Below are 15,830 nucleotides of genomic sequence, written 5' to 3' on the forward strand. Positions count from 1 at the left end.
CTGTTAAGGTACCGAAACTCCCGCGCGTAAGAATGCTTCCATCATTGCCGGGCCTGGCGGCCCCTCACTCAACACGGTTCCAATACCTCCCAATTCACAAACCCTGAAGGCGGCACGCCGTCCAATTTTTGAGGACGTGGCCAACACCACCGTGTTATTCGCGCGCTTCATCATGGCGCGGGCAATATGTGCCTCATCCACATTGGCGTCAGTTGCTCCAATGTCTGCATCAAGACCCGCAACAGTTATAATTGCATGGTCGACTTGAAATTGGGTAATTTGTTCGAGCGCTGTTGGCCCAATTGTTTGATCATTCCCAGGCGCATACTTTCCCCCCAGAAGGTATATGTGAGTATCCACATCCGCACGCCCGAAGACCATCGCTATGCTGAGTGAGTTAGTTATCACTGTCAATCCATGCGTCATGACTAATGCTTCGGCGGCGATCAAAGTGGTTGACCCTGTATCCATAAATACAGTGTCGCCAGGTTGAATGATGTCCCGGAGTTTCTTTGCAATTATTTGCTTGGCTTTCGGGTCCTCGACCATGCGCTCTGAGAACGTGCCTTCGGAATGCAAAAGGGGCGGTAACGCCCCGCCATGGACTTTTCGCACCAGCCCTCGCGCATCCAGATTGCCCAGGTCGCGTCGAATGGTTTCAGGAGAAACACCGAATGCCTGTGCGAGATAATCGACGCTCATCCTGCCGTCGCTGGCGATGAGCTCGATAATACTTGTTCTGCGATCTGATGTTTTCTTTGACACCCAGCACCCCTCTCTTGTGTTAATTAGCGGGTTTCACACTTTGCTCGTCAACACTAAAATGCCCAATCGGTCATTCTTTTTGACCAGTTATTGACTGTTTGGTGTGTTTGATCATAAATCGTCCAGGACATAGTCAAAATTCTTCCTGCAGAAAGACTCCAGATGTCGCCCTCGGCGAACAATACAGGCGAAGTGTTCGATGTTGCCGTGATTGGAGCGGGGGTTGTCGGCTGTGCCATCGCGCGACGTTTTACCTTGGAAGGCGCGCGAACAATCGTGCTTGAAAAAGGCCATGATATTCTGGACGGGGCCTCAAAATCGAATAGCGCCATTTTGCATACCGGGTTCGATGCGCCACCAGAGTCAAGGGAAGCACGCTGCATTCAGGCTGGATATCAGGAATATGAGAGAATTCGCGGTGCGTTGAACCTGCCGCTTGATCGATGCGGTGCCTTGGTTCTGGCCTGGACGGAAGAGCAGGAGGCGCGTCTCCCGACCCTCATGCAACAAGCCCGGGACAATGCTGTTGATGATATCAAACTGTTGTCACGGTCTGAAACAGTCGGGCTGGAACCCAATCTGGCCACTCAGGTTCGGGCAAGCTTTCGGGTGCCCCGTGAGGCGCTGATTGATCCCTGGTCTGCGCCCCATGCTTATCTGGAACAGGCGCTGTTGAATGGTGCCATGCTAAAGCGCAATTGTGCCGTCCGGGCTGGCGAATTCGATGGTCAGCAGTGGCACCTTGAAACCAGTCATGGCACGATCCATACCAAGTTTGTAATCAATGCGGCCGGTCTTTTTGGGGATCACATAGACAAAGCATTGTTGGGACGAACAGATTTTGAAATCCGTCCCCGTAAAGGCCAATTTATTGTTTTCGATAAAACCGCGGCGCGGCTCAGCCGCCATATTCTGCTGCCTGTTCCCACTGAAACGACAAAAGGGATTGTGGTTTGTCGCACCATTTGGGGCAATCTGTTGGTTGGCCCGACCGCTGAAGAACAAAGTGATCGGGAAACGGCAGAACTGGTGCCTGAAACGCTGGACTATCTGCACCAGAAAGGCATTGAAATTCTGCCCGCTCTCGCGACAGAGGATATCACCGCATTTTATGCCGGGTTGCGTCCCGCCAGCGGTCAAAAAGAATATCAAATTCGGGCACATGCCGGCCACAATATGATCACCGTTGGCGCGATCCGCTCGACTGGACTAAGCGCGGCCCTGGGGATTGCGAAATACGTCTTTGATCTTGGGCAAGAGGCGGGTCTGCAATGCACGCCGCTGGTCGATCCTGTGCACCAGCCAATCGAAAACATGTCGGAGGATCTTGAGCGGGATTGGCAACGGCCTGGCAATGGCGGCATTATATGCCATTGTGAGCGGGTCACCCGACGCGAGATAGAGGTGGCGATGTCCGGGCCACTGGCACCAAATTCACTTGCTGGATTGAAACGCCGAACGCGGGTTACGATGGGACGGTGTCAGGGCTTCTATTGCACCGCTGCGTTGGCGGAGTGCACGAAGGGTAAGCTTACACACCCCATTGCAGGGGCCCGCCATGACGACTGAGCTTCCTAAAACATGTGATGTCCTGATCGTGGGGGGCGGGCCCGCCGGTCTGTCCGCCGCCCATGCCCTTCGTGCGGCTGGCGCGGGGGATGTTCATGTGATTGAGCGTGAGCCTGAAATGGGGGGGATTCCACGACATTGCGGTCACTCGCCCTATGGCATGCGCGAATTTCACCGTTTGATGGGCGGGGCCCGTTATGCCAGGCGACTGACCGAACGCGCATATCAGGCGGGTGCCGCCCTTCACTGTAACGTAACCGTGATGGCCCTTCATCCGGGGGGACGTGTTTCGGTGTCTGGTCCTGAGGGTCTCTGTGACATTCAAGCCCGCGCTGTATTGCTGGCCACCGGGGCGCGCGAAAGCTCCCGCGTTGCCCGATTTGTCGGCGGGACAAAGCCGGGTGGGGTGCTCAATACAGGCAGCCTGCAAGGCCTGGTCTATCTGGATGGGTTGCAGCCTGTCCGCCGCCCGCTGATCGTGGGGAGTGAGCTTGTGTCATTCTCCGCCTTTCTGACCTGTCGCCATGCCGGGGCAAGGCCGGTGGCGATGATAGAAGCTGGCAATCGCCCGACCGCCCTGTGGCCCGCGCATTGGATGCCAAGGGTTTTGGGCACGCCAGTCCATTTCAATACCGAATTGACGCAGATCCATGGCAAGGCCCGCGTTGAAGCGGTCACCCTGCGCAGGGATGGTGTTTCGCGGGATATCGAGGCGGATAGCGTCATATTTACGGGCAAGTTTCGACCGGAAAATGCATTGTTGCGCCAGTCCCATATCCGTGTAGATGCCGCAACCAATGGCCCGGAAGTGGACCAGTATGGACGCTGCTCAGATCCATCCTACTTTGCGGCGGGGAATGTTTTGCGCGCCATAGAAACCGCTGGATGGTGCTGGCAAGAGGGACGCAGCGTTGCCACGGCAATCCTCGCGGCTCTGGAGGACCGACTTCCCGATCGCAGCAGCGCGCATCGCATATCCAATTCCGGCGACCCGATTGCCTATGTCATGCCGCAATTCTGTGTCACCAGCACGGTGCCGCCCGCGTTCGAGGCGGTGCAGCTACGTTTCAGCAGGTCCGCGCGTGGCACTGCCAGATTCGGGGCGAAGTCTTATCGCTTAAAATCGCGCCCAGAACGTCGTATCACTGTGCCATTGCTACAGGGTGATACTCCAATGACCTTAAGTTTTGATGAGGCGACATGACATTTCTTGCAATTGATCAGGGAACAACCAGCACGCGCGGCCTGATCGTGGATGAAGAGGGACACACGGAGGTCATTTTCAGTAGATCACACCGTCAAATATATCCACATTCTCAATGGGTCGAACATGATCCAGAAGAGTTGCTGGGCCATATTCGGGCGTGTATCGAACTTGGGCGCGAACGGGGCGTTCGTGCGTTTGGCATCGCCAACCAAGGGGAAAGCTGCCTTGCATGGGACGCAAAGACGGGAAAGGCGCTATCCCCCGTTATCGTATGGCAAGACGCACGGACCCAGGAGAAAATAGAACAACTGCGCGCCAATGGTTTTGAAGCCATGGTTTTACAGCGTGCGCGGTTGCCACTCGATCCCTATTTCTCCGCCTCTAAACTGGGCTGGATATTGGAAAATATTCCAGCCGCCACTGAATGCGCCGCACAGGGTCGATTGCGGCTCGGCACCACCGATGCCTTTTTTCGGGACCGTTTGACCGGGGATTTTGCGACTGACCTTGCAACAGCATCGCGCACCGCTCTCCTTAACATTGCAGACGGTGTTTGGGACCCCGATCTCTGTGCGCTTTTTGGGGTGCCGATAGAGGCATTGCCGCGCATAACGGCCTGCAATGGAGGTTTTGGCGATGTCGATGGCTTGCCGCTGACGGCCAGCATTGTTGATCAGCAAGCAGCGCTCTATGGCAATTGTGTCGCGAATGTTGGGGATGCGAAGGTGACCCTGGGGACCGGGGCCTTCGTGCTCGCCTTGTCTGGTGACACAATCAAATCAAACAGCGGCGGGGCACTGCCAACAGTTGCCTGGCAGGAGGATGGTCAATCACCGATCTATGCTTTGGAAGGCGGCGTATACGCGGCCGCGGCTGCGGTGAATTGGGCGCAAGGGATCGGGTTGTTCACCGACTTTGATGAATTGATGCGATTTGAGGAGTCCAGCATGCTGGACCGAGGACTGGCCTTTGTGCCCGCACTGGCAGGCTTGGCCTGCCCCTACTGGGATCGCAATGCTAAGGGCAGTTGGCTTGGCTTAACCTTGGACACGACGCAGGCCAATATGATGCAGGCTGTTCTGGAGGGGATCGCCTATCGCGTTGCACAAGTGCTCGCAGCCATGAACTCTCAGATATCGCTGAATTCCAGCCTGCGGGTTGATGGCGGCATGTCTGCCAACCCATGGTTCTGCCAGTTGCTGGCGGATGTGACCGGGAAAGAGGTGTTGGTTGGCACCGAAACGGAATTGACCGCCATCGGCGTCGCCCGATTGGCAGCCCGGTGCATGGGAGAAGACATCGTGCCCGCCTTCGATCTGCATACAACTGCACCCCGGAAAAATGCCGCTGTGCACCCAGACCGCTTTGCAACCGCCTGCAAGATCACCCAACAATGGGGATAGAACGGCGCTTTGAAAGAAGGACGGTGGCGTTGATGGGTAATGTGATTGTGGATTGTGGCATGGGGTGCCTGGAACCTGCTTTTTACCCAAGTGCCCCAAAATGCGCCCTGCAGGCCGTCCTTTACTTCGGGAATGCGGAGCAATCGCGCAAATTGCACGGGGAGCCACATTCTGAAGTAAAACTTGTCACGTCGCCGGACCAGGTAACGCGTGCTGAGCGACCCCATTAGTACGGTTCCTGTACCAGTATCTTGTACCAGTATCTTGTACCAGCACGGAAATCGCGTAGGTCCGCATTCTGCAACGTATTGATCATAAACGATCAATCATGAAACTGGCGGAGAGAGGGGGATTCGAACTAAAAATAGAAAAACATAATCATTTTAAAGGTCTATTTAGATTTGAATTTAAGGTTTGTACCACTTCGCCAATACTTTTGTACCTTCATGATATGAACCGCCCCGGGATTGCCGGAGGCTGCTTGTAAAGAATTTCGCCGCCAGTGTCTGATCGTTCTGCATGGCGTAATAGCGTTGCTCTGCCTCTGCGGGTGGACCGTTTCCTATAGGCTCCATCAATCTGCGGTTACTGAACCAATCCACCCATTCCAGGGTCCCAAGCTCGACGGCTTCCAATGTCTTCCATGGCTCACGTCGGTGAATGACTTCCGCTTTGTCGCCACCTGTCTGTCGTGTCTGCGATTTCTGTCTCATCTTCATTCCCCTTCGGGTCATTACGATGAACCAGAAATCCTCGCCTATGCAATTCCACTAATTTGTCCCTTAGGCGCTGACGTCAGACAGTTAAACGCGGAGATTGAGGCCCTGATAGAGCAAGGTGTTCTCGTAAGAGACGAATAGACAGGATTTGTGTTTCAAATGCAGGGGAGGGGGGCTGAGTTTGCCCAGTATCATCACTGTCACTTTTCTAGTCCGCAACTGACTATCGTTATCAACTCGATGATTTGAGGGTTAGTTCGGAAGCAGGAAACTGGGGGGTGCGTCAGAACAGATGGACCCCCTCACGAATTTAATACATTCTATGAATCTTCAGCTACACTATTGCGGTTTGATTTCACCGTTCACTCTGGAAAATCACTACATGTTTTTTGGTCTAAGAAATTTAGGGTTTTTTGTTGTGCTTCTAAGTTTTCATGCAGCGTTGCTAACCCTTTACTTTTTTCCGATCCGGTACGACCCTTTTCAAGAAGGCGCAAACGGTTCTGTCGTGTCCTCCTATGGAAATCTCCCAATCGACGGCCTCTTAAGGATCAAGTATGAACACGCACTCAGTAACCCTCGTTACTCGGTTGGTGTGTTTGGGAACAGCCGAATTGTGATGATTGGGCACAATGATGTGGGGTTACAGGAAGATGAATTCTTCAATTTCGGGATAGGTGGTACTTCATTCTTGCAGTCTGTCACCCTTTTGGAAGAACTGGCAAAGGAAGGTAAAGCGCCAGATGTGTCAATTATCAGCCTTGATCATCCGGAAATGCAGTTTTTTAATTACCCATATTGGCCCGGTCCCCTGCACCGATTAAGCATCATCACAGATACCTTGGGATTATCAAATGGCAACGTGCCGTCACAAGAATCAGCTCTTGAGTTTTTAAAGAGTCTCAAGAACATGATTAAAGTCGCGTGGGGGCAGGTAAAGCAAATTTGGAACTTTGATGCTGCGCAACGGTATTTTAAGTTTATGCTTTTGCAAATTTGGCCAGATTATTCTGAATATGGGGCCAAGCCATATGCTTCAGATGGCTCTACACCGATCAAGCCTTTGCTCGAGTATCATAAGAATGAATTCACCGAAAAGACACCATTATCGGAGATGTCTAACCGGTATCTAGAGGAGTCTGTAAAGTCGCTTGGTCGTTTAAAAAAGGCTTACGGGTTGACCGTTATCGTTTATGAATCTCCCATTGAACCGAAAATCGCCAGCCGTTTGAAAGCCATCAGTGGGCCCTATGCAAAGGAAACGCAAAATCGCATTTTATCCACCTGTGTCGAGGTGGAACTGGACTGCAGGAAGGCCCCAAGTCTCGTTGCGCCGAAAGGGGGGCCCTATTGGCATGATTGCTGTCATGCGCCTGCAGGTCAGTTGGGACGCTACATTGGGTCACTAATCGAGTCAGCAAAGCGAGTGACCCCTTTTGCTGTTCAATGACCTCAACTTCTTAATTCTTTTCTTACCAGCGGTGACAATTACGACCTGGTGGCTGGTCCCAGATCAGTTCCGTATTCATGTTTTGATTATTGCGTCGTTCATTTTTTATGGGATGTCAGGCTGGGAGCATGCTCTTCTGCTGCTGATGTCTACCCTATGGGTATATCTTTTCACGCATGGATTATTGGCAATAGGATCACGCTGTCGCCTTGTTCTGGCGATCGCATTTCCCGTCGCTGCGTTAGTGTACTTAAAATATACCAATTTCATTCTTTATGATGTTCTGTCACTGGAAAGTAGCGGTGGTGAGGGAGCGTTCTCGCTTTTTCGCGACGTCGTGTTGCCTGCCGGCATTTCATTTTTTACGTTCCAACTGATTGGTTATGCCATAGACCGATATCGGGGAAGTGTGAAAGAACCTCCGACACTAAAGGCTATGTTACTGTATATTAGTTTCTTTCCCCAATTGATCGCAGGACCCATTGTTCGATTGGCACAGGTATCAAGTGCCATTGAAAATCTGCCATCGTTTCGACCAAAACGACAGAACATCGCCGATGCATTCGGGTTTATTGCCATCGGCCTAAGTTACAAGGTTTTGATTGCCGACAGCTTGCATCATGGTTTAAAGCCTATGTTGGAAAAGCCAGAAGAAATTGGCTTAATAGGGTTTGCCTACCTAATTCCAGCATACTCTTTTCAGATATATTTTGATTTTTATGGGTATTCACTAATTGCCATTGGTCTTGGGAAGCTGTTTGGCTTCTCTTTGCCTATAAATTTTCGTGCACCCTATTCGGCGCTAAATCCAAAAGACTTCTGGCGACGGTGGCATATCACGTTATCTTATTGGATTCGCGATTATCTTTATCTTCCATTGAGGGGAAACAAAAACTACAAACGCAATATTCTGATTGTTTTTGGTGTGTGCGGATTGTGGCATGGTGCCGGCTTCTCCTTCATTGTGTGGGGCCTGTTTCATGGTTTGTTTGTGATACTCTATAATCAGAATGTGAAGGCTTGGGATGCATTGCCCAGATTCCTCCAATGGATGATGACATTCTCCCTGGTCAGCGTTTCTTGGTTGTTGTTTGTTTTTGAAGTTCAGGACCTTTCCACCGCATTTGCGTCTATGGTGCGGGGCGGCTATGCAGAAGGGGTTGATATTACGTATGAAATGCTGCTCATAATCGCTGTAGCCGCATTGGTTTGTTTCCGCATTAAGGCCGAAAAACTCGCAACGATCGATTTTTCTAAGCCACTAATGTCGTTCGCATGGGGCGGAGTCTTGGGAGCTGCCTTTTTCATGTCCCTCATGTTCGTGGACCGTTCGGAAGCATTTATCTATTTTAGGTTTTAGACAATACGATGAAATCGTTCAGCATGAAATCTATGCATGCTTTGAGGGTGAGAAGCAGTAAGGTATTGAAAAAAAGATAATGGCGGAGAGAGGGGGATTCGAACCCCCGAGGGGCTCTCACCCCAACACGATTTCCAGTCGTGCGCCTTAAACCGCTCGGCCATCTCTCCGCAGGCATCCGGCTGGGCCGGGTGTCGTATTCCTTTCGCAAGGCGGCGGACCATAACCGAGTGCGCGCGGCTGGGCAAGCTCTGGAATCACAAAAAAAGCCATTGTGTATTCTGCTGCCAAGCCTATGGTTTCTTAGGAAAATCGTGTTAAGGTCACCTCGCGATTAGGCGTGTCTTTGTATCCATGCGTTAGCAAAAGGGGATTGGCATGGCCGTCCTGCATTTTTTTGGGCGTATATTTATGGCGCTTGCCTTTATTTTTTTGGCGCTGGGGGTTTTTGTCTGGCTGGATGGGCGCGCGACGCTGCCCGCCGGTCGCGTCTGGTTTGAGACCCATTCCCCCAGCCTTGGCTATGCGGAAGTCATTGTGTCGCGCCATCTGGGGGCACCGGATTTCTGGCAGGATAAGGCATTGCCTTACCTGAAACGCGATGCCTGGGAAGCACTGTTGTGGCCAGTGATCCTGTTTCTGATCCTGGGCGGTCTGCTGTTGCTGATTGGCCGTCGTAGACGTCGCCGCAGCGGATTCCACTGACAAACTTATCCCAGGTGACGACCCGATCGCCTCACCTGAACGGACTCAGCCTTCGCGGTCCTGGATCAGCGCGTCAGTTGTCGCCCATCTTCAATGCTTCCAGGAAGGCGGATTGCGGGATTTCGACCTTGCCGAATTGACGCATCCGTTTCTTGCCTTCCTTTTGCTTGTCCAGCAGTTTGCGTTTCCGCGATACGTCACCGCCATAGCATTTCGCCGTGACATCCTTGCGCATGGCGCTGAGGGTTTCGCGGGCAATCACCTTGCCACCGATCGCGGCCTGCAGGGCGACCTTGAACAATTGCCGGGGGATCAGATCCTTCAGGCGGGCACAGATATGCCGACCACGATAATCGGCCTGGCTGCGGTGCACGATCATCGCCAGGGCATCGACCGGGTCTGCATTGATCAGGATTGAGACCTTCACCAGATCGCCCTCGCGATACTCCGTCATCTCATAGTCAAACGAGGCATAGCCTTTGGTGACGGATTTCAGCCGGTCGTAAAAATCGAAAACCACTTCGTTCAGCGGCAATTCATACACTGCCATCGCCCGGTTGCCGACATAGGTCAGGTCCCTCTGTTCGCCGCGTTTTTCGGTGCAGAGAGTCAGCACAGGGCCCAGATAGTCATCTGGCACCATAATGGTCGCCTTGATCCAGGGTTCAGAGATGGAGGCGATATGGGTCGGGTCCGGATAGTCGGCCGGATTGTGCAATTCGATCTCTTTGCCGCTGTTCAGCGTGATCTTGTAAACCACAGACGGCGCGGTGGAGATCAGGTCCAGATCATATTCGCGGGATAAACGCTCCTGCACGATTTCCAGATGCAACAGACCCAGGAAGCCACAGCGGAAGCCAAATCCCAGCGCGGCTGAGGTTTCCATTTCTGCATGGAAGCTGGAATCGTTCAGCGCCAACTTGCCCATCGCGTCGCGCAGGGCTTCAAAGTCTGAGGCATCGACCGGGAACAGGCCACAGAAGACCACAGGTACCGTGGGCTGGAAGCCGGGCAGGGGCTTGTCGGTGGGTCGCTTGTCTTCGGTGATCGTATCCCCGATCTTACAATCGGCGACCGCCTTAATGCCCGACGTGATAAAGCCCATCTCGCCCGGGCCCAGACTGTCAACGACCAGACCTTTGGGCGTGAAAATCCCGACCCGGTCCACTTCATGCGCCGCCCCGGTGGACAGCATGCGGATTTTCTGACCCTTCTTGATCGTGCCATCGACGACGCGGATCAGGGTCACCACGCCCAAATAGGCATCATACCAGCTATCGACCAGCAAGGCGCGCAGCGGTGCCTTCGCATCGGATGGCGGCGGGGCAGGCAGGCGCTTCACAATCGCTTCCAGCAGATTATTGACCCCCAGGCCGCTTTTGGCGGAAATTTCCAGCGCCTCGCTGCAATCCAGGCCGATGACATCTTCGATCTGTTGTTTGATGCGGTCTGGTTCGGCGGCGGGCAGGTCGATTTTATTCAGCACGGGCAGGATTTCGTGATCATTGTCCAGCGCCAGATAGACATTCGCCAGTGTCTGGGCCTCAACCCCCTGGCTGGCATCGACAATCAGCAGTGACCCCTCACAGGCGGCCAGCGAGCGGCTGACCTCATAGGAAAAGTCCACATGGCCGGGCGTGTCCATCAGGTTCAGCGTATATTCGATACCATCCTTGGCCGTATACAGCAGGCGCACGGCCTGGGCCTTGATCGTGATGCCGCGTTCGCGCTCGATATCCATGGAATCAAGCACTTGCTCCTTCATCTCCCGATCGGTCAGGCCGCCGCAAAGCTGGATCAGGCGATCCGCCAGGGTGGATTTGCCATGATCGATATGCGCGATGATGGAGAAGTTACGAATACGGCTCTGGTCAGTCATAATGGTTTGGTTCGCCTAGTTTAGCTGAGGATCGGTCCGACCCCGAAAGAAGCGCAAAATAGGGCTCAAAAGCGTCGCTTGCAATCCTTGTCGGTGGGGCGGTTTCTGATACGCTCCCCTCAGTTCACTCTCAGGGATTTTGGGGCACTTAAAATATGAAACTGAAAGACATAAAAACCTTTGTCACCGTTCCGCCGACCGGCATTGGTGGATCCTTCTGGGTGATCGTGAAACTGACCACCGATAATGGCATTGAGGGGATTGGGGAATGCTATGGCATCCCGGTTTCCGGCGACATTGCCTGTCGCATGGTCGAAGATACGTTTGAACGTTTCATCGCCGGTGAAGACCCGCACAATGTGGAAACGATGTTCCGCCGCGTCTATTCGGGTGGTTTCACCCAACGCCCGGACATCACCATGATGGCGGTGTTCAGCGGCATTGAAATGGCGGTCTGGGATATTCTGGGCAAGGCACAGAACCAGCCAGTCTATAATCTGTTGGGCGGCAGGTTCCATCCACGTCTTCGGACCTACAGCTATTTGTATCCAAAGGCCTATGCCCCTCCGGGCTGGGTCTGGCAGGGGACGGGGCAGGGCGATCCCTATCATGAACCCGACGCGGCAGCAGAGGCGGCGCTGAATTATGTCGCCATGGGCTATACCGCGATCAAGCAGGACCCGGCAGGCCCCTATAGTTTTCAGGGCGGGCGGGAATTGTCCCTGCATGAATTGAGCCGCAGCGAGGCGAATGTGAAACGCCTGCGCGAAACCGTTGGGGATCGCGCCGATATCCTGTTTGGCACCCATGGTCAGATGACGACCTCGTCCGCGATCAGACTGGCCAAGCGCTTGGAACCCTATGACCCGCTGTGGTTTGAAGAACCCTGTCCACCCGATCAGATGGATGCGCTGGCCCGCGTGGTGCAGGCGACGTCCATTCCGATTGCGACGGGGGAGCGTCTGACAACCAAGATTGAATTCCATCAGGCCCTGAAGGCAGGTGTTTCGATCCTGCAGCCGGATATCGGGCGCAGCGGTGGGATTTGGGAAACCAAGAAGATCGCCATACTGGCAGAAGTCTTCAACGCCCAGATTGCACCGCATATCTATTGCGGGCCTATCGCCCATGCGGCGGCGGCCCATGTTGCTTTCAGCAGTCCGAACTTCCTGGTGCTGGAGACAATTGATACGGCCTTCCACCGGGATATTCTGACCAAACGCCTGGACTGGGAAGACGGATATCTGAACGCACCGACAGAACCGGGATTGGGCATTGAACTGAATGAAGAGCTGGTTCTGGCCCATCCTTATACGACCGGTGGGCGGCTGCATCTGGAAATGTGTCAGACGCCGCTCAGCTCCGCCAATGAGAAACCAATCCAGGAGATTGAGTGACGAGCCTTGTTATCACACGCTGATTGTCGATACTGGGGCAATCTGACGTTTGAGAAGGAGTGAGACGATGACCGAACGACGCTGGCATATCTATCTGTCCGGTGAGATCCACAGTGATTGGCGCGAAAGAATCCGCCAGGGCGTTGCAGAGGCGGGGCTGCCGGTCGATATCTCTGCACCCATTACTGTGCATGAGGATTCAGATGATTGCGGTGTTGCGATCTTTGGTCCTGAAGCAGACAAGGTCTGGCATGATCGCAAGGGCGCACAATTGAACGCCATGCGCACCCAGACTTTGATTGAGGCCGCTGATATCGTCGTCGTGCGATTTGGGGAGAAATACAAGCAATGGAACGCAGCCTTTGATGCCGGTTATGCGGTGGCGAAGGGCAAGCCCATCATCACCCTGCACCCGCCGGAACATGACCATGCCTTAAAAGAAGTCGACGGCGCGGCCAATGCGGTTGCAAGAGAACCTGAACAGGTTGTCCAAGCGCTGGCATACATTATCCGTGGAACAATGCCGACCGCAGCGAAGAAGGCTCAAGCGGCGGAATAACCTCTCGCAGGAGTAACCAAATTGCGCACAACACCTTTACACCGGGACTTTGGGGTTGAGGTTCATGATGTTTCTTTGAAAGAGATCACAGCCACGCAGGGATATGACGAGCTGCGCAGGTTGTTCGAGGAACATTCCTTGCTGTTGTTTCGGGATCAGGACCTTTCTGATGAGGCACAGTTGGAATTTGGTGCGTTATTTGGGCCGCTGGAAGATCGCCATGATCGCCCAAAGCCTGAGATTTCCCCCGTCGCCAATTTGGACGCGGCCGGCGCAGTGATCGCGTCGGACGCTGACACGCATGTGAAAAATTTGCGGGCCAACTTTCTGTGGCATACCGACAGCACTTTCCTGCCGGTGCCCGCCCTGGTGAATGTCTTGCAGGCCCGCATATTGCCCAACCAAGGAGGGGAGACTGAACTGGTTTCCACCCGCGCTGGATTCGCCAGATTGTCGACTGATCTGCAACAGCGTCTGCGCAACACCGTGTTCCGGCATCGATACGCCCATTCCCGCGCAAAGATTGATCCGGAACTGGCGAAGCAGGCCTTGTTTACCAAATGGACAGATCAGGAATGGAAGGCGGTCTGGCGCAACCCGAGAACGGGAACGGAATCGCTTTATATCGCGTCCCATGTCTGCGCCGTATCGGGTATGGATGAGGCAGAGGGGCTGGCTTTCGTCGATGAATTGGTCGACGCAATGACAGTGCCCGAAGCGATTTACAGCCATGTCTGGCGACCCAATGATGTGCTGGTCTGGGATGAACGCGCGACCTTGCATCGTGGTCGGGCCTGGCCGTATGAACAGGCGCGAAAGCTGGTCAGTTGCTGTGTTTCCTTGCAAGCACGTGATGGGTTGGAAGATATGCGCGCCCATATCTGACGTGCAGGACTTGTTGCATGACCTGTCCTGGATGGTGCAATAAGGGGCCCTAACCCTGAATCCATCGAGAGAGGAAGTTTTTATGAGCGATATTACCCGCCTGGATCCCGGTGCCCGCATGAGCGGTGCTGTCATTCACAATGGCGTTGTCTATTTGGCCGGTCAGACCGGAACTGCTGGCGAAAGCGTGACTGTTCAGACGCAAACCGCGCTGGCCAAAGTCGAAGACCTGCTGGCCAAGGCCGGGTCCAACAAGTCCCGCATTCTGCAGGCAGTGATCTGGCTGGCGGATATGGATGATTTCGCAGAAATGAACGCAGTCTGGGATGCCTGGGTCCCTAAAGGCAATACGCCCGCCCGCGCAACCGGTGAGGCGAAACTGGCAACGCCAGACTATCGCTTTGAAGTGATCATCGTCGCCGCGCAAGCTTAAGTCAAAGAGCGGGACGAATCTGATGTCATCCATAGTGCTGCAATCACGGCTGTTCGGGGATATGTTCGGGACCGCAGAAATGCGGGCCTTGTATTCTGATGAGGCCCTGGTTCAGCGCTATCTGGATGTGGAAGTTGCCCTGGCCCGCGCGCAAGCCGGGCTGGGCATTATCCCGGCCGAAGCGGCAGAGGCCCTGGCCCGTGTGGCGCAGGTGTCGCGTGTGGATTGGGATCATCTGGCGACGCGCACGCGCATCGTTGGCTATCCGATCCTGCCGCTGGTCGAACAATTGTCGAAATGGGCTGAAGGTGGCCTGGGTCAATGGTCCCATTGGGGCGCAACCACTCAGGACATCATGGATACCGCAGATGTGCTGCAATTGCGCGATGCGCTGGATCTGATTTCAACAGATCTGGACGCGGTCGGGGCAGCATTGGCAAAGCTGGCGGAAGATCATGCCACAACGCCCATGGCCGGGCGCACCCATTTACAGCATGCCCTGCCGATTTCCTTTGGGTATAAGGCCGCGACCTGGCTGGCGGCCATTGATCGCCATCGCGACCGTTTGGCGCAATTGCGGCCCCGGGTTGAGGTTGTCGCTTTTTCCGGCGCTACGGGAACGCTGGCATCTTTGGGTGACAATGGTCTGAAGGTTCAGGCGGCCCTGGCTGAGGAATTGAACCTCGCGGTGCCTGATATTACCTGGCACACCGCACGGGATGGATTTGCGGAAGTCACCGGATTTCTGGCCCTGACCTGCGCGACCTTGGGCAAGATTGGCTATGACATCATGTTGATGATGCAATCTGAAACCGGTGAAGTCCTGGAACCCTTTGTACAAGGACGTGGTGCGTCCTCAACCATGCCGCAAAAGCGCAACCCCATCTCGTCAGAAATGATGCTGGCCAGTGCAAAGATCGTGCGCGAACAGCATTCCGCCATGCTGGACGCGATGGTGCAGGATCATGAGCGCGCGACCGGCCAATGGCAGGTGGAATGGCAGGCTCTACCTACCGCGATTATCGTTGCCTCAGGCGGATTGCGTGCCGCGCGGGACGTTTTGCAAGGGCTGGAAGTGCGGCCTGACACAATGCGTAAGGTGTTGGATGTAACCGGTGGGTTGATCGTGGCGGAGGCTGTGATGATGGGCCTCGCCACCGATCTGGGTCGTCAGGTTGCCCATGATCTTGTCTATGATTGCTGTCGTGATGCGCTTGCAGGCAAGGGGACGTTTCTGGACTTGCTGTGTGCCGTGCCTGAAATCGCGAAAATCAAGAGCCGTGAGGACCTCGCCGCTTTGGTAGAACCGGGAAATTACCTCGGCTCAGCTCCCGAAATGGTGCGGCGTTTGCTTCAAAACCGGTAAGAACCTCCCCCTCAAGGGGCAGGGCTATCGCATATGAGCGAAGAGCTTTGTGAGGAAGGCATCATCCCATCCGGCGCGTTTGATTTTGCCCTTGATGGAGCCTTTGTCGTCATTGGCTTTGATGATGTTGAGG

13 protein-coding genes, 1 tRNA gene and 1 pseudogene are annotated in these 15,830 nt (G+C 54.2%); 11 read left to right on the forward strand and 4 right to left on the reverse strand.

Annotated elements, in window-relative coordinates:
* Nucleotides 1–3: 3 nt before the first annotated feature.
* Nucleotides 4–765 carry a DeoR/GlpR family DNA-binding transcription regulator gene (locus ACOSDR_RS19100; RefSeq protein ID WP_420732263.1) on the reverse strand — a complete coding sequence of 254 codons (762 nt, stop codon included), beginning with the start codon at nucleotides 763–765 and terminating at the stop codon, nucleotides 4–6.
* A 162-nt stretch (nucleotides 766–927) separates the two neighbouring features.
* On the opposite strand from ACOSDR_RS19100, the gene ACOSDR_RS19105 reads away from it, so the two are divergent.
* Genes ACOSDR_RS19105 through ACOSDR_RS19115 form a run of 3 tightly spaced genes read left to right on the forward strand, consistent with a single transcriptional unit; the run spans nucleotide 928 to nucleotide 4,944 of the window.
* Complete coding sequence (locus tag ACOSDR_RS19105; protein ID WP_420732264.1) at nucleotides 928–2,334, forward strand: NAD(P)/FAD-dependent oxidoreductase; 1,407 nt, start codon at nucleotides 928–930, stop codon at nucleotides 2,332–2,334.
* Entirely contained in the window at nucleotides 2,324–3,538 is a 1,215-nt protein-coding gene (locus ACOSDR_RS19110) for an NAD(P)/FAD-dependent oxidoreductase (RefSeq protein ID WP_420732265.1), read from the forward strand. Before ACOSDR_RS19105 ends, ACOSDR_RS19110 begins: the two co-directional genes overlap by 11 nt.
* Complete coding sequence (locus tag ACOSDR_RS19115; protein ID WP_420732266.1) at nucleotides 3,535–4,944, forward strand: FGGY family carbohydrate kinase; 1,410 nt, start codon at nucleotides 3,535–3,537, stop codon at nucleotides 4,942–4,944. The genes ACOSDR_RS19110 and ACOSDR_RS19115 overlap by 4 nt, the downstream gene beginning before the upstream one ends.
* Nucleotides 4,945–5,351: 407 nt before the next feature.
* On the opposite strand, the pseudogene ACOSDR_RS19120 reads toward ACOSDR_RS19115, so the two are convergent.
* Nucleotides 5,352–5,618 (reverse strand): annotated as a pseudogene (locus ACOSDR_RS19120) (hypothetical protein); the annotation flags it as partial.
* A 427-nt stretch (nucleotides 5,619–6,045) separates the two neighbouring features.
* Here ACOSDR_RS19120 and ACOSDR_RS19125 point away from each other — a divergent pair.
* Nucleotides 6,046–7,113 carry a hypothetical protein gene (locus ACOSDR_RS19125; RefSeq protein ID WP_420722434.1) on the forward strand — a complete coding sequence of 356 codons (1,068 nt, stop codon included), beginning with the start codon at nucleotides 6,046–6,048 and terminating at the stop codon, nucleotides 7,111–7,113.
* Nucleotides 7,100–8,473, forward strand: coding sequence for an MBOAT family O-acyltransferase (locus ACOSDR_RS19130; RefSeq protein ID WP_420722435.1), 1,374 nt, complete (start codon nucleotides 7,100–7,102; stop codon nucleotides 8,471–8,473). The genes ACOSDR_RS19125 and ACOSDR_RS19130 overlap by 14 nt, the downstream gene beginning before the upstream one ends.
* An 80-nt stretch (nucleotides 8,474–8,553) precedes the next feature.
* Here ACOSDR_RS19130 and ACOSDR_RS19135 read toward each other — a convergent pair.
* A tRNA-Ser gene (locus ACOSDR_RS19135) sits at nucleotides 8,554–8,643 on the reverse strand.
* Between the two features lie 208 nt (nucleotides 8,644–8,851).
* Between ACOSDR_RS19135 and ACOSDR_RS19140 the strand changes: the two genes are divergently transcribed.
* Nucleotides 8,852–9,178 (forward strand): hypothetical protein, encoded by a 327-nt coding sequence (locus ACOSDR_RS19140; protein WP_420722507.1) that lies wholly within the window; start codon nucleotides 8,852–8,854, stop codon nucleotides 9,176–9,178.
* 73 nt (nucleotides 9,179–9,251) lie between these two features.
* On the opposite strand, the gene lepA is transcribed toward ACOSDR_RS19140, so the two are convergent.
* A complete protein-coding gene (lepA, locus tag ACOSDR_RS19145) occupies nucleotides 9,252–11,057 on the reverse strand; it encodes a translation elongation factor 4 (RefSeq protein WP_420732267.1) in 1,806 nt (601 codons plus the stop codon).
* A gap of 155 nt (nucleotides 11,058–11,212) precedes the next feature.
* Between lepA and ACOSDR_RS19150 the strand changes: the two genes are divergently transcribed.
* From ACOSDR_RS19150 to pcaB, 5 genes are all read left to right on the forward strand, one after another.
* A complete protein-coding gene (locus ACOSDR_RS19150; protein ID WP_420732268.1) occupies nucleotides 11,213–12,454 on the forward strand; it encodes a mandelate racemase/muconate lactonizing enzyme family protein in 1,242 nt (413 codons plus the stop codon).
* 67 nt (nucleotides 12,455–12,521) lie between these two features.
* On the forward strand, nucleotides 12,522–13,013 hold the full coding sequence (locus ACOSDR_RS19155; protein WP_420732269.1) for a YtoQ family protein: 492 nt from the start codon (nucleotides 12,522–12,524) through the stop codon (nucleotides 13,011–13,013).
* A 21-nt stretch (nucleotides 13,014–13,034) separates the two neighbouring features.
* Entirely contained in the window at nucleotides 13,035–13,898 is an 864-nt protein-coding gene (locus tag ACOSDR_RS19160; RefSeq protein WP_420732270.1) for a TauD/TfdA dioxygenase family protein, read from the forward strand.
* Nucleotides 13,899–13,980: 82 nt separating this feature from the next.
* Nucleotides 13,981–14,331, forward strand: a complete 351-nt coding sequence (locus ACOSDR_RS19165) for a RidA family protein (protein WP_420732271.1) — start codon at nucleotides 13,981–13,983, stop codon at nucleotides 14,329–14,331.
* Nucleotides 14,332–14,353: 22 nt separating this feature from the next.
* Entirely contained in the window at nucleotides 14,354–15,697 is a 1,344-nt protein-coding gene (gene pcaB, locus ACOSDR_RS19170; protein WP_420732272.1) for a 3-carboxy-cis,cis-muconate cycloisomerase, read from the forward strand.
* Nucleotides 15,698–15,830 lie beyond the last annotated feature (133 nt).

It is taken from the genome of Hwanghaeella sp. 1Z406, assembly GCF_048892425.1.
Classification (GTDB): Bacteria; Pseudomonadota; Alphaproteobacteria; order UBA8366; family Aestuariispiraceae; genus Pacificispira.

Excerpts from the sequence above, each read along its gene's own strand:
- ACOSDR_RS19105 (WP_420732264.1), top strand. The coding sequence starts at position 928 with ATGTCGCCCTCGGCGAACAATACAGGCGAAGTGTTCGATGTTGCCGTG.
- ACOSDR_RS19110 (WP_420732265.1), top strand. The coding sequence starts at position 2,324 with ATGACGACTGAGCTTCCTAAAACATGTGATGTCCTGATCGTGGGGGGC.
- ACOSDR_RS19115 (WP_420732266.1), top strand. The coding sequence starts at position 3,535 with ATGACATTTCTTGCAATTGATCAGGGAACAACCAGCACGCGCGGCCTG.
- ACOSDR_RS19125 (WP_420722434.1), top strand. The coding sequence starts at position 6,046 with ATGTTTTTTGGTCTAAGAAATTTAGGGTTTTTTGTTGTGCTTCTAAGT.
- ACOSDR_RS19140 (WP_420722507.1), top strand. The coding sequence starts at position 8,852 with ATGGCCGTCCTGCATTTTTTTGGGCGTATATTTATGGCGCTTGCCTTT.
- lepA (WP_420732267.1), bottom strand. The coding sequence starts at position 11,057 with ATGACTGACCAGAGCCGTATTCGTAACTTCTCCATCATCGCGCATATC.
- ACOSDR_RS19150 (WP_420732268.1), top strand. The coding sequence starts at position 11,213 with ATGAAACTGAAAGACATAAAAACCTTTGTCACCGTTCCGCCGACCGGC.
- ACOSDR_RS19155 (WP_420732269.1), top strand. The coding sequence starts at position 12,522 with ATGACCGAACGACGCTGGCATATCTATCTGTCCGGTGAGATCCACAGT.
- ACOSDR_RS19165 (WP_420732271.1), top strand. The coding sequence starts at position 13,981 with ATGAGCGATATTACCCGCCTGGATCCCGGTGCCCGCATGAGCGGTGCT.
- pcaB (WP_420732272.1), top strand. The coding sequence starts at position 14,354 with ATGTCATCCATAGTGCTGCAATCACGGCTGTTCGGGGATATGTTCGGG.